General features: G+C 44.6%; 15 protein-coding genes. 6 read left to right on the top strand and 9 right to left on the bottom strand.

What is annotated here, in order from left to right:
- The 3 genes from folP to rlmE form a co-directional block, all read right to left on the bottom strand.
- Positions 1–831: a dihydropteroate synthase gene (folP, locus tag VHA02S_RS00410; protein WP_009698723.1), complete on the bottom strand. Its 831-nt coding sequence runs from the start codon at positions 829–831 to the stop codon at positions 1–3.
- A gap of 68 nt (positions 832–899) precedes the next feature.
- Positions 900–2,879: an ATP-dependent zinc metalloprotease FtsH gene (gene ftsH, locus VHA02S_RS00405; RefSeq protein ID WP_009698724.1), complete on the bottom strand. Its 1,980-nt coding sequence runs from the start codon at positions 2,877–2,879 to the stop codon at positions 900–902.
- 108 nt (positions 2,880–2,987) lie between these two features.
- Entirely contained in the window at positions 2,988–3,617 is a 630-nt protein-coding gene (rlmE, locus tag VHA02S_RS00400) for a 23S rRNA (uridine(2552)-2'-O)-methyltransferase RlmE (protein ID WP_005439450.1), read from the bottom strand.
- 138 nt (positions 3,618–3,755) lie between these two features.
- On the opposite strand from rlmE, the gene yhbY reads away from it, so the two are divergent.
- The gene (gene yhbY / locus VHA02S_RS00395; protein ID WP_005425257.1) at positions 3,756–4,052 is read left to right on the top strand and encodes a ribosome assembly RNA-binding protein YhbY; all 297 of its coding nucleotides are present in this window, start codon (positions 3,756–3,758) and stop codon (positions 4,050–4,052) included.
- Positions 4,053–4,143: 91 nt separating this feature from the next.
- Here the strand turns inward: yhbY and greA are convergent, their stop codons facing one another.
- Positions 4,144–4,617: a transcription elongation factor GreA gene (gene greA / locus VHA02S_RS00390; RefSeq protein ID WP_005439449.1), complete on the bottom strand. Its 474-nt coding sequence runs from the start codon at positions 4,615–4,617 to the stop codon at positions 4,144–4,146.
- Between the two features lie 537 nt (positions 4,618–5,154).
- On the opposite strand from greA, the gene VHA02S_RS00385 reads away from it, so the two are divergent.
- Together VHA02S_RS00385 and dacB are read left to right on the top strand one after the other, a co-directional pair.
- Positions 5,155–6,165: a porin gene (locus VHA02S_RS00385; protein WP_038897999.1), complete on the top strand. Its 1,011-nt coding sequence runs from the start codon at positions 5,155–5,157 to the stop codon at positions 6,163–6,165.
- 116 nt (positions 6,166–6,281) lie between these two features.
- The gene (gene dacB / locus VHA02S_RS00380; protein ID WP_009698726.1) at positions 6,282–7,706 is read left to right on the top strand and encodes a serine-type D-Ala-D-Ala carboxypeptidase; all 1,425 of its coding nucleotides are present in this window, start codon (positions 6,282–6,284) and stop codon (positions 7,704–7,706) included.
- Here dacB and VHA02S_RS00375 read toward each other — a convergent pair.
- Together VHA02S_RS00375 and tyrS are read right to left on the bottom strand one after the other, a co-directional pair.
- On the bottom strand, positions 7,685–8,530 hold the full coding sequence (locus VHA02S_RS00375) for a magnesium transporter (protein WP_038897998.1): 846 nt from the start codon (positions 8,528–8,530) through the stop codon (positions 7,685–7,687). The two genes, dacB and VHA02S_RS00375, sit on opposite strands and share 22 nt — an antisense overlap.
- Positions 8,531–8,954: 424 nt before the next feature.
- Entirely contained in the window at positions 8,955–10,142 is a 1,188-nt protein-coding gene (tyrS, locus tag VHA02S_RS00370) for a tyrosine--tRNA ligase (protein ID WP_005449169.1), read from the bottom strand.
- Positions 10,143–10,272: 130 nt separating this feature from the next.
- On the opposite strand from tyrS, the gene shyC reads away from it, so the two are divergent.
- Positions 10,273–11,562 (top strand): peptidoglycan DD-endopeptidase ShyC, encoded by a 1,290-nt coding sequence (gene shyC, locus VHA02S_RS00365; protein ID WP_005449171.1) that lies wholly within the window; start codon positions 10,273–10,275, stop codon positions 11,560–11,562.
- 36 nt (positions 11,563–11,598) lie between these two features.
- On the opposite strand, the gene VHA02S_RS00360 is transcribed toward shyC, so the two are convergent.
- The 3 genes from VHA02S_RS00360 to erpA all read right to left on the bottom strand — a co-directional run bounded on the left by VHA02S_RS00360 (position 11,599) and on the right by erpA (position 16,313).
- Entirely contained in the window at positions 11,599–14,733 is a 3,135-nt protein-coding gene (locus tag VHA02S_RS00360; protein WP_038897997.1) for an efflux RND transporter permease subunit, read from the bottom strand.
- 9 nt (positions 14,734–14,742) lie between these two features.
- Entirely contained in the window at positions 14,743–15,858 is a 1,116-nt protein-coding gene (locus VHA02S_RS00355; RefSeq protein ID WP_038897996.1) for an efflux RND transporter periplasmic adaptor subunit, read from the bottom strand.
- 113 nt (positions 15,859–15,971) lie between these two features.
- Complete coding sequence (gene erpA, locus VHA02S_RS00350) at positions 15,972–16,313, bottom strand: iron-sulfur cluster insertion protein ErpA (protein ID WP_005449174.1); 342 nt, start codon at positions 16,311–16,313, stop codon at positions 15,972–15,974.
- Positions 16,314–16,559: 246 nt separating this feature from the next.
- Here erpA and hemL point away from each other — a divergent pair, with 246 nt between their 5' ends.
- Positions 16,560–17,855, top strand: coding sequence for a glutamate-1-semialdehyde 2,1-aminomutase (gene hemL, locus VHA02S_RS00345; RefSeq protein WP_005449175.1), 1,296 nt, complete (start codon positions 16,560–16,562; stop codon positions 17,853–17,855).
- A gap of 359 nt (positions 17,856–18,214) precedes the next feature.
- On the top strand, positions 18,215–19,300 hold the full coding sequence (locus VHA02S_RS00340; protein ID WP_005449176.1) for an AI-2E family transporter: 1,086 nt from the start codon (positions 18,215–18,217) through the stop codon (positions 19,298–19,300).

Here is a 19,300-nt window from a genome sequence, read left to right as displayed (position 1 = left end):
TTAGATATTATTGTTCGTCATCTCAACAACTTTCATTGCCTCAATGGTTTCTTCAAAGTCATGTACTCGAATGATCTGCGCACCTTTCATCGCAGCAATTGTCGCGCAGACAACGCTAGCATTTGCGCATTCTGCTGCTGGTTTTTCCAACAATTTAAAGATCATTGATTTACGTGACATACCGGCCAAAATTGGCAGACCGAATTCATGAAACTTATCGAGGTGTGCCAGCATATGATAATTGTGTTCAATGGTTTTGCCAAAGCCAAAACCTGGATCAAGAATAAGTTGAGACTTATCGATGCCCACGGACTCACAGGCAGCAATGCGTTCTTGAAGAAATGCAGAGACATCATCCATCAGATCATCGTATTGAGGATTAGTCTGCATAGTGCGCGGTTGACCTTTCATATGCATCAAGCAAATAGGAAGGTTTGCTTTCGCGGCAACTTCTAACGCCCCCGGCTCTTGGAGAGCACGCACATCGTTAATCAAGTCTGCCCCAGCTTCAATAGCTTGACGCATGACTTCCGCTTTACTGGTATCAATAGAAATCCACACATCATGTTTTGCGCGAATCGCTTTGATTACAGGGACCACACGCTGCAACTCATCTTCTAATGCAACATCTGGAGCCCCTGGACGCGTAGACTCCCCGCCAACATCAATAATGCTAACGCCAGCAGCAATCATTTTTTCGACTTGAGCAAGTGCACGCTCTAACGAGTTGAATTTACCACCATCAGAAAACGAGTCTGGAGTGACATTGAGGATCGCCATAACATGCGAGTGGGAAAGGTCGAGAGATTTGTTGTTTGCTTTAATAATCATAGCTTTAATAATCACAACAGAAACAAAAACCCCGAGCCTAACTCGGGGTTTTTTATTAACGCTACTCTTTATTCAGAGTCTTTCTTTTCTGGAGCTTCACTTGAAGTCGCTTCTTGAGACGTTGGTTGTTCTACCGGTTTAGTCGGTTCAACTGGTTTCTCTTCCGCTTTCACTTCAGGTTTAGCCTGAGGCTTATCGTTATCTTCTGGTTTGTTTGCAGGCTTATCACCCCAACCAGCAGGTTCACGAATCTCAGTCTTACGCTCCATCAGGTCATCAATCTGGCCAGCATCAATGGTTTCATACTTCATTAGCGCATCTTTCATCGCATGCATGATGTCCATGTTGTCTTCCAGAATTTGCTTCGCACGGTCGTAGTTGCGGTCGATGATCTTACGAACTTCATCATCGATTAGCTTCGCTGTGTCATCAGACATATGTTTAGTCTGTGTCACGCTACGTCCTAGGAACACCTCACCTTCTTCTTCCGCATATAGAAGCGGGCCAAGTTTTTCAGAGAAGCCCCATTGCGTCACCATCTTACGAGCAATATCAGTTGCACGCTCGATATCGTTCGATGCACCCGTCGATACTTTATCAGCACCGTAGATTAGCTCTTCAGCAAGACGACCACCGTACAAACTAGAAACCATAGATTCTAGGTGTTGGCGAGACATGCTCACACGGTCTTGCTCTGGTAGGTACATAGTCACACCAAGCGCACGACCACGTGGAATGATAGAGACTTTGTACACAGGGTCATGTTCTGGTACTAGGCGACCAACAATCGCGTGACCTGCTTCGTGGTAAGCAGTTGACTCTTTTACTTCTTCAGACATCACCATTGAACGGCGCTCTGCACCCATCATGATTTTGTCTTTCGCTAGTTCAAATTCAACCATAGAAACGTTGCGCTTGTTGCCACGCGCAGCAAATAGGGCTGCTTCGTTTACTAGGTTTGCTAAGTCAGCACCAGAGAAACCAGGTGTACCACGTGCGATTAGAGAAGGCTCTACGTCACCTGCTAGAGGTACTTTGCGCATGTGTACTTTAAGAATCTGTTCACGACCACGTACGTCTGGAAGACCAACAACAACTTGACGGTCAAAACGACCAGGACGCAGTAGTGCTGGGTCCAACACGTCTGGACGGTTAGTCGCTGCGATAACAATGATACCTTCGTTACCTTCGAAACCATCCATTTCAACGAGCATTTGGTTTAGGGTTTGTTCACGTTCATCGTGACCACCACCTACACCAGCACCACGCTGACGACCTACTGCATCAATCTCATCGATAAAGATGATACAAGGTGCCGCTTTCTTCGCTTGTTCGAACATGTCACGCACACGAGACGCACCAACACCAACAAACATTTCTACGAAGTCAGAACCAGAGATAGTAAAGAAAGGCACTTTTGCTTCACCAGCAATGGCTTTCGCTAGAAGCGTTTTACCAGTACCTGGAGGACCAACCATAAGTACACCTGTCGGGATCTTACCGCCCAATTTTTGGAATCGGCTTGGATCGCGTAGGTAGTCAACCAGTTCTTTAACGTCTTCTTTTGCTTCATCACAACCTGCGACATCTGCAAAAGTCGTCTTGATCTGCTCTTCGCTCATCATACGAGCTTTACTCTTACCGAAAGACATGGCGCCTTTACCGCCGCCGCCTTGCATTTGACGCATGAAGAAAATCCACACACCAATCAGTAAGATCATAGGGAACCAAGAAATGAAGATTGTGCCAAGTAGGCTTTGCTCTTCAGGAGGTGTACCTTGCACTTTCACGTTTTGGTTAATTAGGTCATCTAGAAGCTTTTGATCGTACACAGGCATGTAAGTGACCATTTTGGCACCGCCGCCACGACGAACAAAACTAATTTCACCGTCTTTAAAAGTTGCTTCTTGAATCTGGCCTTGGCCAACTTCCTGTACAAACGTGGTGTAATCCACGGTTCTGCCATTGCTCTCTCCAGGGCCAAAGCTCTGGAATACCGACATCAACACGACAGCGATAACAAGCCACAGAATTAAATTTTTTGCCATGTCACTCAAGGTGTCAGCCTCTCGATAACTAATTGTAATTAAAGGTAGGGTACTACAGTTTATTAGCTGTAGCTATAGTGTTAACCATGCTCTAAACGAGCGAAATAGTTAACCTTTGTAACCAGTGGCTACAACAAAGACTTCTCGTGAGCGAGCTCGCGATGAGTCTGGTTTTCTGATTTTTACGACTTTAAACATGTCTCGGACTTCTTTCACAAATTGATCGAAGCCTTCACCCTGGAAAACCTTTACGACAAAGCTACCATTAGGTGCTAGAACTTGTCGACACATATCTAAAGCCAATTCAACTAAATACATAGCTCGTGGCTGATCTACGGAATTGTTACCAGCGATGTTTGGAGCCATATCAGACATTACTACGTCCACCATCGAAGGTTGGATTCTTTCCAATAGAGCGTCTAAAACCGCCTCGTCACGAAAGTCGCCTTGCAAAAAACTTACACCAGCGATTGGATCCATAGGTAATAAGTCACATGCGATGATTTGACCTTCTTCACCTATTATCTTAGCAGCATATTGAGACCATCCACCTGGAGCTGCGCCTAAATCGACGACTGTCATCCCAGATTTCAACAATTTATCTTTTGTTTGGATCTCTTCAATTTTGAAGTAAGCACGAGAACGATAGCCTTTTTTACGAGCTTCGTTCGCATATTTATCGTCAAAGTGTTCTTTCAACCAACGACCAGAACTAGCCGAATGTTTTTGTTTACTCATCTTAATCCCAACAAGGCGTAATTAGGAGCTATTGTTTTAATAGGCTCAACCTATTACTCAATAAATTATAGTCTTCAGCAATAGATGGCGTTAAAATAGCTTTTTTCAACCCTTATTTTAAAGAAAATTGGCCGCGTAATGAACCTAAGCACCAAACAAAAGCAGCACCTAAAAGGCCTGGCTCACAGTTTAAAACCTGTTGTGCTAATGGGCGCAAATGGACTTACAGAAGCCGTGCTAGCAGAAATTGAAATCGCTCTTGACCACCACGAACTGATCAAAATTAAAGTTGCATCAGAAGACCGTGAGACAAAACAGCTGATCATCGACGCTATCGTACGTGAGACGGGCGCTGAAAAAGTTCAGACAATCGGTAAGGTACTTGTGCTATACCGCCAGTCTGAAGAGCGTAAAATCGAAATCCCACGTAAGTAATATCTGCTTGCGCAGCGGAAGAAGAAAAGGTCGCCATGGGCGACCTTTTTTGCATCTAGAGTTTATTTCAACTAACCGTTAGAACACGAAGTTAGATGTACTCAACGCTGTCGATTTCGAAGTCTTTCGCTCCGCCAGGAGTTTGAATAACAACTTCGTCACCTTCCATTTTACCGATCAAGCCACGAGCAATTGGCGAGCTAATCGAAATACGACCCGCTTTAATATCTGCTTCGTCATCACCCACGATTTGGTAGGTTTTCTCTTCTTCTGTATCACAGTCAATCAGAGTAACGGTTGAACCAAAAATCACCTTACCAGTGTTGTCCATCGTTGTTACGTCAATGACTTGAGCAACAGATAGCTTGTATTCAATGTCACGAATTTGTGCTTCACAGATCCCCTGCTCTTCACGAGCGGCGTGGTATTCTGCGTTTTCCTTCAAGTCGCCTAGTTCACGCGCTTCTGCGATTGCTTCTGAAATTTGCGGGCGAAGCTTTAGTAGACGATCGAGTTCTGTACGTAGCAACTGTTCGCCACGTAGTGTCATTGGAACTTTTTCCATTATATAACCTCAAGGCCAAAGGTGTCTTTGGACAAAAAAATCCCACCCAATCATAGGGACTGGGTAGTACGTTCAAAGATTCTGTTTTGGTTAGTTTAAACAAACTAGGGTGTGAAATCACCTTAATTCGATTTCGCGACTCAGTTGTGTGGTTAATACCACGCCATCAATCGTTTTTAGATTTACGCATCATCGCAATTTATTGAAAAACAACACTGTTCATTACACTAAAAACATCAAAAAAGATAAAAACAAATCAATGTCAGACCAATGTTAGGCAAGATATAATCATTTAAAAACAACACTTTAAGATGAAATAACAACCAATTGAACAGTGTTCATTAGTTGGATTTATATCATTTTACTAACTCATAAGGAAACTTTAGCAGTAAAACATGTCCGGCAAGTTATTTCGTTATGGCTTTTTCGAGTGTGGGCATTTGCCGCGAATGAAACTATACGAACAACAATAGCTTGTGAGAGATAACCTCTCCCCCATAAAACAATGATTATGGACAGCTAACTAGGACAAATAAGATGAAAAAGACTCTAATTGCTCTTTCTGTATCTGCAGCAGCTATGGCAACTGGCGTTAACGCAGCTGAACTTTACAACCAAGACGGCACTTCTCTAGAAATGGGCGGTCGTGCTGAAGCACGTCTATCTATGAAAGATGGCGACGTAGCGGACAACTCTCGTATCCGTCTAAACTTCCTTGGCACACAAGCAATCAACGACAACCTATACGGTGTTGGTTTCTGGGAAGGTGAATTTACTACTGCTGAAGAAGGCGGCGTAGACGGCAAAAGCAACCTTGACACTCGTTACGCATACGCTGGTCTAGGCGGTGCATTCGGTGAAGTTACTTACGGTAAAAACGACGGTGCGTTAGGCGTTATCACTGACTTCACAGATATCATGGCGTACGCTGGTAACTCTGCTGCTGACAAACTAGCTGCAGCTGACCGTTCAGACAACATGCTGTCTTACAAAGGTCAATTCGAAAACCTAGCAGTTAAAGCTAGCTACCGTTTCGCTGACCGCGTAGAAAACGCAGCTGGTACTGAGTACACTGATAACGGCGAAGATGGCTACTCTCTATCTGCTATCTACACTCTAGGCGACACTGGTCTTGACCTAGGTGCTGGTTACGCAGACCAATCTGACGCTAACGAATACATGCTTGCTGCTTCTTACACAATGAACGACCTATACTTTGCAGGTCTATTCACTGACGGTGAAAAAGAAGCAACATTCAAGAAAACTGTAGATTACACTGGTTACGAACTAGCAGGTGCTTACACTCTAGGTCAAACAGTGTTCACAACGACGTACAACAACGCAGAAACTAACAACGAAACTTCTGCAAACAACTTCGCAGTTGACGCGTCTTACTACTTCAAGCCTAACTTCCGTGGTTACGTATCGTACAACTTCAACCTAATTGATGCTGGCGATGCTATGGGCTCAACGACTTCTGCTAACTACAAAGCAACGAAGATCGATTCTGAAGACGAGCTAGCTCTGGGTCTACGTTACGACTTCTAATTCAGTCTTACGACTTGAAGATAAAATGCTCGCTTATGCGGGCATTTTTTATATCCAGAATTCTGCGATTTTTCGGTATATACTCAATTGCATAACTAACCTCACGAACTATTACTATGCGCTTACGTTGGTCATTGTTACTACTCTCTAGCCTTACTCCACTTCTCTCTTTTGCTTATCCCCACCAAGAGGTGCTGCCAGACGGAGCACGTATCAGTTTGGTTGCTGAAAAACTTAATGGGCAAAGTGAGCTAAAAGGCATTCATCCTACTGAGCAGTATTTCCCCCCAGCAAGTACATTAAAAGTTGTCACAGCCTTGGCTGCAAAGCTTGAGCTGGGCAATGGCTTCACTTTTCGTACAACGTTAGAAAGCTCCAACTCTGATGCCGTCTTTACTTTTTCCGGCGATCCTACGCTTGTAACGCAAGATCTTAAAACCATGCTGACACGAGCGAAGAAAAACGGTCTAAACCGAATCAATGGGGATCTTTGGTTAGATAACAGCGCTTTTACTGGCTACAACCGTGCCGTTGGATGGCCATGGGATATTCTAGGCGTTTGCTATAGCGCACCAGCATCTGCTGTGACACTGAATGAAAATTGCGTTCAAGCATCGATATACACACAAAAAAACGGAACAACTCGTGTTTATGTTCCTGAGCATCAACCAATTAATGTCGCCACCAGCGCTCAAACCGTGTCAAAAAGCGTCCAGAAGAGCCGTCATTGTGATTTAGAGCTCATCGCTAACCCAAACAACCAATATCAACTAACCGGCTGCTTAGTAGACCGTGGCGATAAACCACTCCCCCTCAAATTTGCAGTGCAAGATCCTGAAGGCTACACAAGCCAAAAAGTAGAGAAATTGCTCAAGCAAGTCGGCATTTCATTAAAAGGAAAAATTCGAGTCGGCAAAGCACCTGAAAAGTCACGCAAGTTGTTGGCAGTACACAAATCAAAACCATTACCACAGTTGCTTGATGAGATGTTAAAACGCTCAGATAACTTAATTGCCGATACTCTTACTAAAACACTTGGCGCTAAGTTCTTTGTGCAACCTGGCAGTTTTACTAACGGCACTGAAGCAATCAAACAAATCATTTTCTCCAATACGGGGATCGACATTCGCAATGCCCGATTAGAAGATGGGTCAGGTTTATCACGCAATAACCGCATTTCAGCGAAGTCGATGGCTGCTATCTTGCGCTACATTTGGCAACACGAACAAGAACTCAACTTGATAGCAATTATGCCAAAGTCCGGTGAATCAGGAACATTGCAGTACCGCCAGAGTATGCGTAAAGCTCCTATTAAAGGACAGTTGATTGCAAAAAGCGGGTCCTTGTACGGCACGTACAATATGGCGGGGTATGGGCTTGATAAAAACGGCAAACCAAACACGCTATTTGTTCAGTTTGTGTCGGACTATTTCCCAGAAAAAAGGGACGATAACAAGCCTGTCGTCGCCCCTATTACTCGTTTTGAGAAATTGTTTTACCAAGACATTGTGAGTTTTAGTCAGGCAATGCCTAAGAAGTAGTTCACCACGGTAAAGTAGATCCACATACCTGAGATATCGACGATCGATGCTAATACTGGGCTCACCAATACGGCGGGGTCCAGTTTACATGCACGCGCTATGATAGGAAGTAATCCTCCAAGTGTGGTTGAGATAGTCACCTGAATAAATAACGCAACCGCAATGGCTAATGCGATATCTTCCAGTGCAAAGCCCCCTGTTGATTGCCCACCACTAAATAGCATGATTCGACCAATCATCACGATCGCAATCGCCAAGGCAATAAACAGCGCTACGCGACTTTCTTTCCACAAAACTTCTAACCATTGGCGTTTCTTTAACTCTCCAGTGGCGAGTGCGCGAATGACTAAGGTCGCAGCCTGAGTTCCGGTATTACCACCAGCAGCAGCGATTACGGGCATATACACGGCAAGCAATACAAGTTGACTTAAAGTGTTCTCATACTGAGCAATGATCAAACCCGACACTATCCCTAAAAGGGCAAGAGCAATGATCCAACCAATACGCTGCTTCACATGTTCCAACACACTAGTCGATAAGTAGCCATCTGGTGTATCGACTTCCGACATATGCAAACCTAATTGGTGAGCATAGTGACGAGCACGTTTATCATATCCAGCTTGTTCAAGTTGAGCGATAAGGCTATTCACATAGCCAACCGAGCAGTGCTGCAAAATACCAACCGCCTCATCAATAGGCATGATCGTTAGTAGGTGCAATTGTTGCTCTTGTTCGTATTGCAAAAAGGCATTACGAGCGGCACCAATCTCCACTTCTGAGAAGTTTGGTGTTGTTTCAATAAAAGTGTTGTTCATTACCGTCATGGCGAATCTCCCGATTGGCATTGGTAACGACCATCGACAACGCACGCAAAAAGCTTTCTGCACACCCGACTCGTATAAATACAAATGCAGGACGCGCGAAAACATCAATGCCAAAGCACTGTCTATTCAGAATTTATGAAAGGAAATAATAAAAGGAAAACTAGAAGAAAAGATGCCTCACCACTAAGGTAAGGCGGAGATCGCCAATACCGAAGCGGGTTATTTCGCTCCCTTAATCTTACTCACCCAACAACTGGGAGGATGGTCGGTATTGTTCATGTAAATCTCCGATAAAGCTGCTCACGTAGCAGCGCGCGTATAGTAACAAAGTTCGACCATTTTTACAGTCAATCTCGCGTGTATTCACCAAATTTTAATACAAAAAAAGCGCCTATAAGGCGCTTTCATTTTGAACAGTTATTGATTACTTAATAGTAATACGTGCGAATTTACGTTTACCTACTTGGAATACGTAAGTGCCTGCTTCAGGAACAAACTTCGCATCAGCAACTTTCTCGCCTTCGATCTTAGCTGCGCCTTGCTTAACCATGCGCATAGCTTCAGAAGTTGAAGCACATAGACCCGCTTCTTTCAATAGATTTGCTACTGGCGTGCCAGTCTCAAAATCAAACTCTGGCATTTCGTCAGGAATTTGATTTTTCGCGAAACGGTTAACGAACTCTTGCTCTGCCGCATCTGCATCTGCTTCACTGTGGAAGCGTGCAATGATTTCTTTTGCTAGCAGTACTTTGATATCACGAGGGTTCTTGCCTGCTTCTACATCCGCTTTAAATTGTGCAATTTCTTCTAGAGGACGGAAAGACAACAGCTCGTAGTAGCTCCACATTAGATCATCAGAGATTGACATGATCTTACCAAACATTTCGCTTGGTGCTTCGCTGATACCAATGTAGTTACCAGAAGATTTAGACATCTTCTTCTCACCATCTAGACCGACTAGAAGTGGCATCATAAGAACAACTTGTGGTTTTTGACCGTGAGATTTTTGCAACTCGCGACCCATCAGTAGGTTGAACTTCTGGTCAGTGCCACCCAGTTCAACGTCAGTTTCCATTGCTACTGAGTCCCAACCTTGAAGTAGTGGGTACATGAACTCATGGATAGCAATTGGCTGACCACCAGCGTAACGCTTTTTAAAATCATCACGCTCTAGCATACGAGCAACAGTTTGGTTTGCAGCAAGGCGGATCATGCCTTCTGCACCAAGCTCAGATAGCCACTCAGAGTTGAACTGAATTTTTGTCTTAGCTGGGTCTAGGATTTTGAACACCTGTTCTTTGTACGTTTCTGCGTTACGTAGCACGTCTTCACGGCTTAGCGGTGGACGAGTTGTGTTCTTACCTGTTGGGTCACCAACCATTGCAGTGAAATCACCGATAAGGAATGTCACTTCATGACCTAGTTCTTGGAACAAGCGAAGCTTATTGAAAATAACCGTATGGCCTAGGTGAATGTCAGGTGCTGTTGGATCGGCGCCCAATTTAATACGTAGAGGACGACCTTCTTTAAGTTTTGCGATCAGCTCTTCTTCTGGAATCAGCTCTTCAACACCGCGCTTAATCTCGGCTAGTGCAGCTTCAATGCTCGCCATTCTTGTTCACTCCCACAGATTTGGCAAAAATATAATAGCTGAACATCTTACTTGAATAGCGATGCATTTTGAAACACGTTAGACTAGGTAGTTGTCAATTTTTACGTTTAATTTAGTAATCAAGTACCTCATGCATTCGATTTTTGTCCGACTCCCACTCTTGCACAAAGTACTGATCGGCTTTTTTAGTGCGCTTATCATCGTCGCGCTATTTTTCTTACCCGATCCGCAAGACCTCGATCCGCAGCAAAGCCGCCTTAAAGTTGGCGAGCATTATCCAGTGTCGATATCTGTCGAATCACCAGAGCGCAGCGCTTCTTCTAATCTTCCTTCTGTCTTGCGTTGGGAAACATATAAGGTCAAAAATGGGGAAAGTGCAGCGGTACTTTTTAACCGCGTCGGCTTATCCCCTCGTCTTTTGCATGAACTGATCACTTCAGATAAAGAAATCAAACAGCAGCTCTCTCGTCTTCGTCCAGGAGATAAGCTGAAATTTGGGTTTGATGAAAACAACGACTTTGTTCAACTTCAACGTACGCTGAATGCGTTTGAAACTTTCCGCATTAAGCTGCAAGGCAACAAATACGTCTCAGAGATCGATAAAAAAGAAGTCGATTATCAGTACAACTACGCTGAAGCGACGATTAAATCTAACTTCTGGAATGCCGGTATTTCATCTGGGTTGAATGCAAACCAAATTATGGAACTGGCAGGCATTTTTGGTTGGGACATCGACTTTGCATTGGATATTCGTAAAAACGATACTTTCCGTGTGCTTTACCAAGAAGAAGTCGTCGAAGGTGAAGTCATTGGGCGAGGAAAAATTATTGCTGCAGTGTTTAAGAACCAAGGTGATACCTTTACTGCAATTTTGGATGAAAAGAGCGGCAAGTATTACGATGAAAATGGTCGAGCCATGAAGAAAGCCTTTTTGCGTGCGCCATTGGACTTCCGTCGCGTAACGTCTAATTTCAACCCTCGTCGTTTACACCCTGTCACTGGTAAGGTTCGTCCTCACCGAGGCACCGACTACGCTGCGCCTGTTGGCACACCGATCTGGGCTGCTGGTGATGGTGTGGTACAAAAGTCTGCCTACAATAAGTTTAACGGCAACTATGTGTTCATCAAACACAGCAACACTTACATTACCAAATACCTGCATTTAACTAAACGCATGGTTAAGACAGGACAACGAGTGAAACAAGGACAAACCATTGGTACGCTCGGCGGCACTGGGCGGGTTACGGGACCTCACTTGCACTACGAATTCTTGGTAAACGGCGTACACAAGAACGCTAGAACAGTTAAGCTTCCGCAGTCAAAATCTTTAACGGGTAAAGCAAAACAAACCTTCATGGCGAACGCAAAAGTGAGCATGGCAAAACTAGAACGCTACAGTAAGTTGCTCGCAATGAAATAAATAAGTCGTGATTCACGACAATACCTAAGAGGCAGCTTACGCTGCCTCTTTTGTTTCAGGTTCAGGTTCATCAATATTGTGCTCTCTACCTAGCATCAATAAACATGGAGTAAGCACTAGAGTTAACACGGTTGCAAATGCGAGCCCACCAGCAACTGCAGTTGCTAATTGAGACCACCACTGCGTACTCGGCGCACCAAATTCAATCTTCTGGTTAACTAAGTCGATGTTCATCTCTAGCACCATTGGCAGCAAGCCAAGTATCGTCGTTACTGTGGTCAACAATACAGGTCGCAGACGCTGTACTCCGGTACGCAAAATTGCCTCTGACTTTTCTAGCCCTCGTTTACGCATCTGATTGTAGGTATCTATCAATACAATATTGTTGTTCACAACAATCCCGGCCAGTGCGATCACCCCAATGCCCGACATAATAATGCCGAATGGTTTTTGGAAAATCAGCAATCCAGCAAACACACCGACCGTAGAGAAAAGCACTGCACTTAGGATCAAAAAGGCTTGATAGAAGCTATTAAACTGAGTAATCAAAATAAGCGCCATCACACCAAGAGCAACCATAAAAGCATTTTGCAAGAAAGCGGAAGAGTTCTCTTGCTCTTCGTTTTGCCCACGAATTTTAAACTCAATCCCAGCAGGTAAACCCAATTGCGCCACTTCCGCCGTTATCTTTGGTAGCTCCAGTGCGAGGTTATACCCCTCAACCATATCCGCTTTGATATTTACCACTCGGCGCCCATCAACTCGGCGAATCGTATCCTGCTTATGATCCGGTTTAATTTGAGCAAAGTTAGTAATCGGTACTAAGCCCGCAGCCGTTTTCACTCTTAGCTGATCAAAACGCCCAATATCACGCTTATCTTGCGGATAACGTACTAAGATATCGACTTCTTCATCGGCATCATCCGGAAGATAATCACCAATCTTCAAACCGTTGGTAACAAACTGAACGGTGTTTCCAACCAACGTTGCATCGGCCGCAAAGCGAGAAGCATCGTCTCTGCGGATATCAATCTGCCAATCAATTCCTTCTTTATTCGTTGTATCACTTAAGTTAGTTAACGCAGGGTTACGATCAGCCCAGTAACGAACCATTTTGGCGGCACTGTCCAATTGATCGATACTTGAGTTTTGCGCCGACATTTCAATCACGAGATCATGCTCAACTGGTGGTCCTGCATCGGGGAATTTGTATTCCAACTCAACACCGGAGAATTGATTGGTGGTTTGCTTAAGTTCCTCAATAATATCTTTGACTTTACGGCGATATTGCCAATCCACCGGCGTGATCTGAATTTGACCAATCTCATCACCGTCATTTGAATCGGAACCGGTACGTGTGTAGACGCTTTCAAACTCATCATGCCCTAACATTACTTTCTCAATCTCTTTCATTACGATGTCTTTCTCATTGATCGACAAATCACCATAAGAACGAACTTTGACCGTAAAGAAGGCGGGATCCACTTCAGGAAAAAACTCCGCACCTAAGCCGGCTTTGTTGTAAGTAAAGCCAACACCACCCGCGAGCAAAATTGCGCTGAGTAACACTTTCAATGGATGTCGGATCGCGATAGACAGGGTTTTGTAATAAAGCTTGGTAATGCCTGTCGCTTTATCAAATTCACCATTATGCAGGTCAACCATCTCTTGCTGACGCTGTGCATCGACGACTTGAGGCTTACCAATGATTCCACCAATCACAGGGACGAAAAGTAATGCCATCATTAGCGAAGCACTGAGGGTTGCAATGAGAGTTAATGGTAAGTATTTCATGAACTCACCAGTAATATCCGGCCAAAATAGCAATGGTGCAAACGCTGCCAAAGTGGTTGCTGTAGAAGCGGTAATCGGCCATGCCATACGTTTTGCTGCATCCCTATATGCTTCTTTACGTGGTGTGCCCTCTTGCATCCGCCTATCAGCAAATTCCGTAACAACAATGGCACCATCGACTAACATGCCTACAGCCATAATCAGTGCGAATAGCACCACGATGTTGACGGTCAAACCAAAAACCGACAACACCAATAAGCCAGTTAAGAAAGAGCCCGGAATAGAAATACCAACTAACAGTGCAGTTCGAACACCCAGAATGGCAATGATGACAATAACGACCAGAATAATTGCAGACAGAATGTTGTTTTGCAGATCGCTAAGCATCAGCTTAACGTCATCAGACTGATCCCAAGTGTATTTAACTTGCAGGTTATTCGGCCAACCAGTCTGCTTTTGCGCTTCAATCAGAACTTGTTTAACGAGCTCAACCGTTTCTATGATGTTTTCACCGGCACGCTTTTTCACATTGAGCACCACCGCTGGTTCACCATCTAAACGAGCAAAACTTTCAGGGTCACGGAAGGCTCGGCGCACTGTCGCGACATCACCAAAAGTGATCACCTCTTTGCCATTTACCTTGATCGGTAGTTCTAATACATCTTTTAACGAATCGAATACGGAAGGGACTTTAACCGAGAAGCGACCATAACCAGTATCGACAAAGCCAGCAGCAACCACTCGGTTGTTTAAAGCAATCAAATTGTAGATATCGGCTTGATCCAAACCGTAACTTTCCATCAATAACGGATCGACCACGATCTCAACGATATCTTCGCGATCCCCCGCAATATCGACTTCCAATACCTGACGATAGCTTTCCAACTTATCACGTAAAGCTCGTGCGATTTGTACTGTTGTACGCTCAGGGACTGTGCCATACAGAACCAGAGTGAGGACAGGCTCTTCAGATGCGAATGTTACTTCGTTAACTGTTGGCTCATCACTGTCTTCAGGCAATTTAGGTTTAGCAAGATCCACCGCATCACGAACATCAGCCATAGCTTCAGCTAAGTCAACGCCGACACTGAACTCTAGAGTAACCGACGCATGTCCCTCTGAAGCAATCGCGGTCATCTCCTTAACGCCTTCTATTGAACGAAGCTCTTGCTCTATCGGACGAACCAATAAGCGCTCCGCATCGGTCGGGGAAATACCTTGGTGGCTAACCGAAACATAGATAATAGGGATGGTAATGTCGGGGCTCGACTCTTTCGGAATCGTAATGTAGGTGATCACTCCGGCAATCAAAATCATCACCAACAATGTAAGCATGGTACGTGCACGCGATAACGCAGCATCAATCAAAGCAAACATATTGCCTCCTTATTGCTGGTTCGCAGCTTCAATGGCATCGTCGACTTTTGTCGCCATCACTAAATCGCCATCACGTGCAAAGCCTTGTCCAAGCACAATGATGTCAACTTGGTCTCCTAAGCCGGATAACCAGACACCGTCTTTCTCAGCTTTGACCAGTTGGATAGGCACAAAGTGAACATGCTGATCACGAAGCGTTTTGATACCAAGATTGCCTTCTTCATCTAACGCCAACATGGCTGCGGTCACTTTCACTGCCAGAACTTCACTTAGCGACAGTACCACTTCAGCACTGACACCCGCAGGCATCGCACTCTCTCGATTATCAATCTCGATTTCTATAGGGAATGTATTGGTCGAAGTTGAAGATACGCGCCCAATATAACGAATGGTGCCTTGATGATGGATGTTATCAATGGTTCTAACATCGGCTTGCTGACCTTGTTTTAAATACTGAATATGACGTTCACTCACATCCGCTTCAATGACTAACTTCTCTAAGTCAATTACAGTGGCTATTGGGTCGCCGACGCCAACGAAATCTCCCACTTCAACGAATCGATGGTCCAGAATGCCGTCAAAAGGGGCTCTTACTTTGGTATTTTTAAGTGCAGTTTCAACATTGCTTAAGTTTGCTCGGGCATCGACAAGTACCGCTTGAGCAGTGGCAAAAGCAACTTCACCTTGCAACCCTCTATTCTTCAAAGATTCTGCGGCTTTAAATTCTTTTTCTTTTACACGCAGCATTGCTTTGGCACGTTTAAGTTGAATATCTAGATCGCGCTCATCAATGTTGGCAATCACCTGCCCTTGTTTAACACTTTGTCCTTTTTGCACGTTCAAGCTCACAATCTTACCTGCGACTTCTGCCCCTAAACGAGCTTGCCGATTCGGCGCAGTTCGACCGTAAAGTTCAATCGTTTTACTGGTTGGTTGTGCTTCAAAAGAGTTGAACATCACCTTTGCGACAGGCGTATCATCTGATTGAGAGGATGGAGAAGAGACCGATTCGTCTTGTGCATTGAGTTGACCCATTGCGAGCCAAGCAGCCAAAGTGATAACAAGCGTTAGAGAGACTAGCCATGGACGTTCGACAAAACGACGTCCGAAAGAAGTTCCAGACATATAAAGTCCTTTTTATTTTTACCCCCACTTCATCATGAAAGCGAGGGGGCGTTTACGTGACTTCCTGCTACGTAAAACTCAGGCAGCCGATTGGCTGCCTGTTGTCGTATTAATTACACACTGAATGATGCACCACAACCACAGGTTGTCGTCGCATTTGGGTTATTAACGAAGAAGCGAGCTCCTTCTAAACCTTCTGTGTAATCAACCACGCCACCGATTAAGTATTGCAGGCTCATTGGGTCTACAACCAGTGTTACGCCACTGTTTTCGATCGTAGTATCACCTTCATTTACGCTCTCATCAAATGTGAAGCCATATTGGAAACCGCTACAGCCGCCGCCAGTAATGTATACGCGTAACTTCAGTGCTGGGTTTTCTTCTTCCGCAATCAGCGCTTTAACGCGTGATGCTGCTGCATCAGAAAAAGACAATGGTACGTTTACTTCGCTCACGAAGACCTCTCTCACTCGTGTAATGCGTCAAGCCTGTAGCGAGACGTCAAATTTGTGCTAATTAGAGCGATTATCCAATACCTGACCAACTCGTTCAAGTATTCACCGACGATTCTTTAGATCAGATGCTGATATGTAAGATTACACCGCCAGACAACACATAAATTACCCAAAACGTTTCTAACTTGAGATTAGCTAGGTACAATGCGCTCCACTTGGTCCGAGCAATCAAAAGAGGATAACCCCATGACCAAATCATCAGAGCTATATCAAAAGGCTCAGCAAACCATTCCTGGCGGTGTGAACTCACCAGTTCGTGCATTCAACGGCGTTGGCGGTTCTCCGCTATTTATCGAACGAGCAGACGGTGCCCTGATTTTTGATGCCGATGGTAAAGCGTACATTGATTACGTTGGCTCTTGGGGTCCTATGATTCTAGGTCACAACCACGCAGTTATCCGTGAAGCAGTTATCGATGCTGCACAACGCGGTCTAAGTTTCGGTGCGCCAACTGAAATGGAAATTGCCATGGCCGAGCTTGTATCTGAGCTAGTGCCATCTATGGAACAAATCCGCATGGTAAGTTCTGGTACGGAAGCAACAATGAGTGCTATCCGTCTTGCTCGTGGCTTTACTGGTCGTGACAAGATCATGAAGTTCGAAGGCTGTTACCATGGTCACGCAGACAGCTTGCTAGTAAAAGCAGGTTCAGGTGCACTAACTCTAGGTCAACCAAGTTCTCCTGGCGTTCCTGCCGATTTTGCAAAGCACACACTAACGGCAACATTCAACGACTTAGATTCAGTACGTGAACTATTCGCCGCAAACAAAGGCGAAATCGCATGTATCATCGTTGAGCCAGTAGCGGGCAACATGAACTGTATCCCTCCAGTAGAAGGCTTCCACGAAGGTCTACGCGAAATCTGTGACCAAGAAGGTGCTCTACTGATTTTTGATGAAGTAATGACAGGCTTCCGTGTAGCTCTAGGTGGCGCGCAAGCACACTACAACATCAAACCAGATCTAACGACACTAGGTAAAGTGATCGGTGGCGGTATGCCAGTGGGTGCTTTTGGTGGTCGTAAAGAAGTCATGCAATATGTTGCGCCAACAGGTCCTGTATACCAAGCGGGCACACTTTCCGGTAACCCAGTAGCAATGGCGGCAGGCTTTGCATGTTTGAACCTGCTAAAAGAAGAAGGTAACGAGAAACGTCTTGCTGCAAAAACCAAACAACTTGCTGAAGGCTTCAAAGCTCTTGCTGAAAAACACGGCATCCCAATGGTAGTAAACCAAGTGGGTGGCATGTTTGGTTTCTTCTTCACTGACCAAGAAACCGTAACGTGCTACGAAGACGTGACTAAGTGCGATGTCGAGCGCTTTAAGCGTTTCTTCCACCTAATGCTAAAACACGGTGTATACCTTGCACCATCAGCATTCGAAGCAAGCTTTACCTCTCTTGCTCACGGTTCAAAAGAAATCGACGCAACACTAGAAGCTGCGGATCGTTGTTTCGCAATTCTGGCAGAAGAATCAAAATAAGCGTTCCTTACCAGAACATAAATTCCAAAAAAAGGACCTTCGAGGTCCTTTTTTATTATTTGAATTATGCTTGCCAATTAAAGATGACTAAGATAGCAAGAATCCCAAGAACAATCCCAAACCAAGGAATGCGTCTGGCCTTCTTTTCGCTCTGGCATTTCTTATCGCTGTTACAACAACCCATTTTTCCATCTCTTGATTGATAACCACCTGATTTGTGGTCATTATAACAAGGTCAACTGCACCTTCCCAATTCAGCTATGTCATAAGCTTGAAAGAATCGTCGGTGCAAAGTAATAAAGATTTTGCGCTGTGGTATAAGGCGTAAACGTAAATATTCCGTAATTTGGATTAATCACATGCCGAATAATGTAAAAATCACGTCGAGTCATCGAGTGCTAGTTGTTGCGCTGCTCGCCGCTGCTTTTGCCTGCTATTTGTTGGTCGAACCTTACATCAACTCGATCGTCATGGCGTTTATCATTTCACTGCTCATGTTCCCAATACATGAATGGTTTGAACGAAAACTACCTAATCACAAAAACTTGGTCTCACTGCTCTCTTGTGTGGTTTTAACCTTTATTATCGTGATTCCATTACTATTTGTTTTTGCCGCTATCGTGCAGCAAGGCTCGGTATTTTCGCAAAATACCTACAAGTGGGTAACCAATGGTGGCATCCAAGATATTTTCCAACATCCTTGGGTAGTCAAAGGTTTAGCGTTGGTTAATGAGTACTTACCTTTCGACAAAATCGAACCACAAGCCATCGCAGAAAAGATCGGGCAATTCGCAACATCATTTGGTTCAAACCTTGTAGCTATAAGCGCAAAAATCCTGGGTGATGCAACGAACTTCCTAATGGATTTTTTCCTAATGTTGTTCGTTTTGTTCTTCCTGTTACGTGACCACGACAAGATCATTTCAGCAATGCGTCATATTCTGCCCCTCTCACGCAGCCAAGAAGACAAAATTCTGACCGAGATTGAACAAGTCTCGAAATCCGCTGTAATGGGGTCATTCTTAACCGCGATTGCTCAAGGCTTTGCTGGTGGTATCGGTATGTGGCTTGCAGGCTTCCCTGGTTTATTCTGGGGAACCATGATGGGCTTTGCATCATTTATCCCTGTAGTTGGCACAGCACTAATTTGGATTCCAGCCGCAGCGTACTTGTTCTTAACCGGTGACACCACTTGGGCAATCTTCTTGACGGTATGGAGTGTCGTGGTAGTCGGCTCTATCGACAACCTATTACGCCCTCTGCTAATGCAAGGCAGCGCAGGTATGAACACGCTAATGATATTTTTCTCTCTATTGGGTGGTTTGCATCTATTTGGTTTGATCGGTCTTATCTACGGTCCACTGATTTTTGCCGTCACCATGGTGTTGTTTAACATCTACGAAGAAGAGTTTAAGGATTTCCTCAACCAACAAGACAACAGTTAG

Source organism: Vibrio harveyi NBRC 15634 = ATCC 14126 = KCTC 12724 (assembly GCF_001591145.1).
GTDB classification, from domain to species: domain Bacteria; phylum Pseudomonadota; class Gammaproteobacteria; order Enterobacterales; family Vibrionaceae; genus Vibrio; species Vibrio harveyi.
The sequence above is the reverse complement of the archived record's forward strand: the minus strand, read 5'-3'. Positions and strand labels throughout refer to the sequence as shown.

Excerpts from the sequence above, each read along its gene's own strand:
- folP (WP_009698723.1), bottom strand. The coding sequence starts at position 831 with ATGATTATTAAAGCAAACAACAAATCTCTCGACCTTTCCCACTCGCAT.
- ftsH (WP_009698724.1), bottom strand. The coding sequence starts at position 2,879 with ATGGCAAAAAATTTAATTCTGTGGCTTGTTATCGCTGTCGTGTTGATG.
- rlmE (WP_005439450.1), bottom strand. The coding sequence starts at position 3,617 with ATGAGTAAACAAAAACATTCGGCTAGTTCTGGTCGTTGGTTGAAAGAA.
- yhbY (WP_005425257.1), top strand. The coding sequence starts at position 3,756 with ATGAACCTAAGCACCAAACAAAAGCAGCACCTAAAAGGCCTGGCTCAC.
- greA (WP_005439449.1), bottom strand. The coding sequence starts at position 4,617 with ATGGAAAAAGTTCCAATGACACTACGTGGCGAACAGTTGCTACGTACA.
- VHA02S_RS00385 (WP_038897999.1), top strand. The coding sequence starts at position 5,155 with ATGAAAAAGACTCTAATTGCTCTTTCTGTATCTGCAGCAGCTATGGCA.
- dacB (WP_009698726.1), top strand. The coding sequence starts at position 6,282 with ATGCGCTTACGTTGGTCATTGTTACTACTCTCTAGCCTTACTCCACTT.
- VHA02S_RS00375 (WP_038897998.1), bottom strand. The coding sequence starts at position 8,530 with ATGACGGTAATGAACAACACTTTTATTGAAACAACACCAAACTTCTCA.
- tyrS (WP_005449169.1), bottom strand. The coding sequence starts at position 10,142 with ATGGCGAGCATTGAAGCTGCACTAGCCGAGATTAAGCGCGGTGTTGAA.
- shyC (WP_005449171.1), top strand. The coding sequence starts at position 10,273 with ATGCATTCGATTTTTGTCCGACTCCCACTCTTGCACAAAGTACTGATC.
- VHA02S_RS00360 (WP_038897997.1), bottom strand. The coding sequence starts at position 14,733 with ATGTTTGCTTTGATTGATGCTGCGTTATCGCGTGCACGTACCATGCTT.
- VHA02S_RS00355 (WP_038897996.1), bottom strand. The coding sequence starts at position 15,858 with ATGTCTGGAACTTCTTTCGGACGTCGTTTTGTCGAACGTCCATGGCTA.
- hemL (WP_005449175.1), top strand. The coding sequence starts at position 16,560 with ATGACCAAATCATCAGAGCTATATCAAAAGGCTCAGCAAACCATTCCT.
- VHA02S_RS00340 (WP_005449176.1), top strand. The coding sequence starts at position 18,215 with ATGCCGAATAATGTAAAAATCACGTCGAGTCATCGAGTGCTAGTTGTT.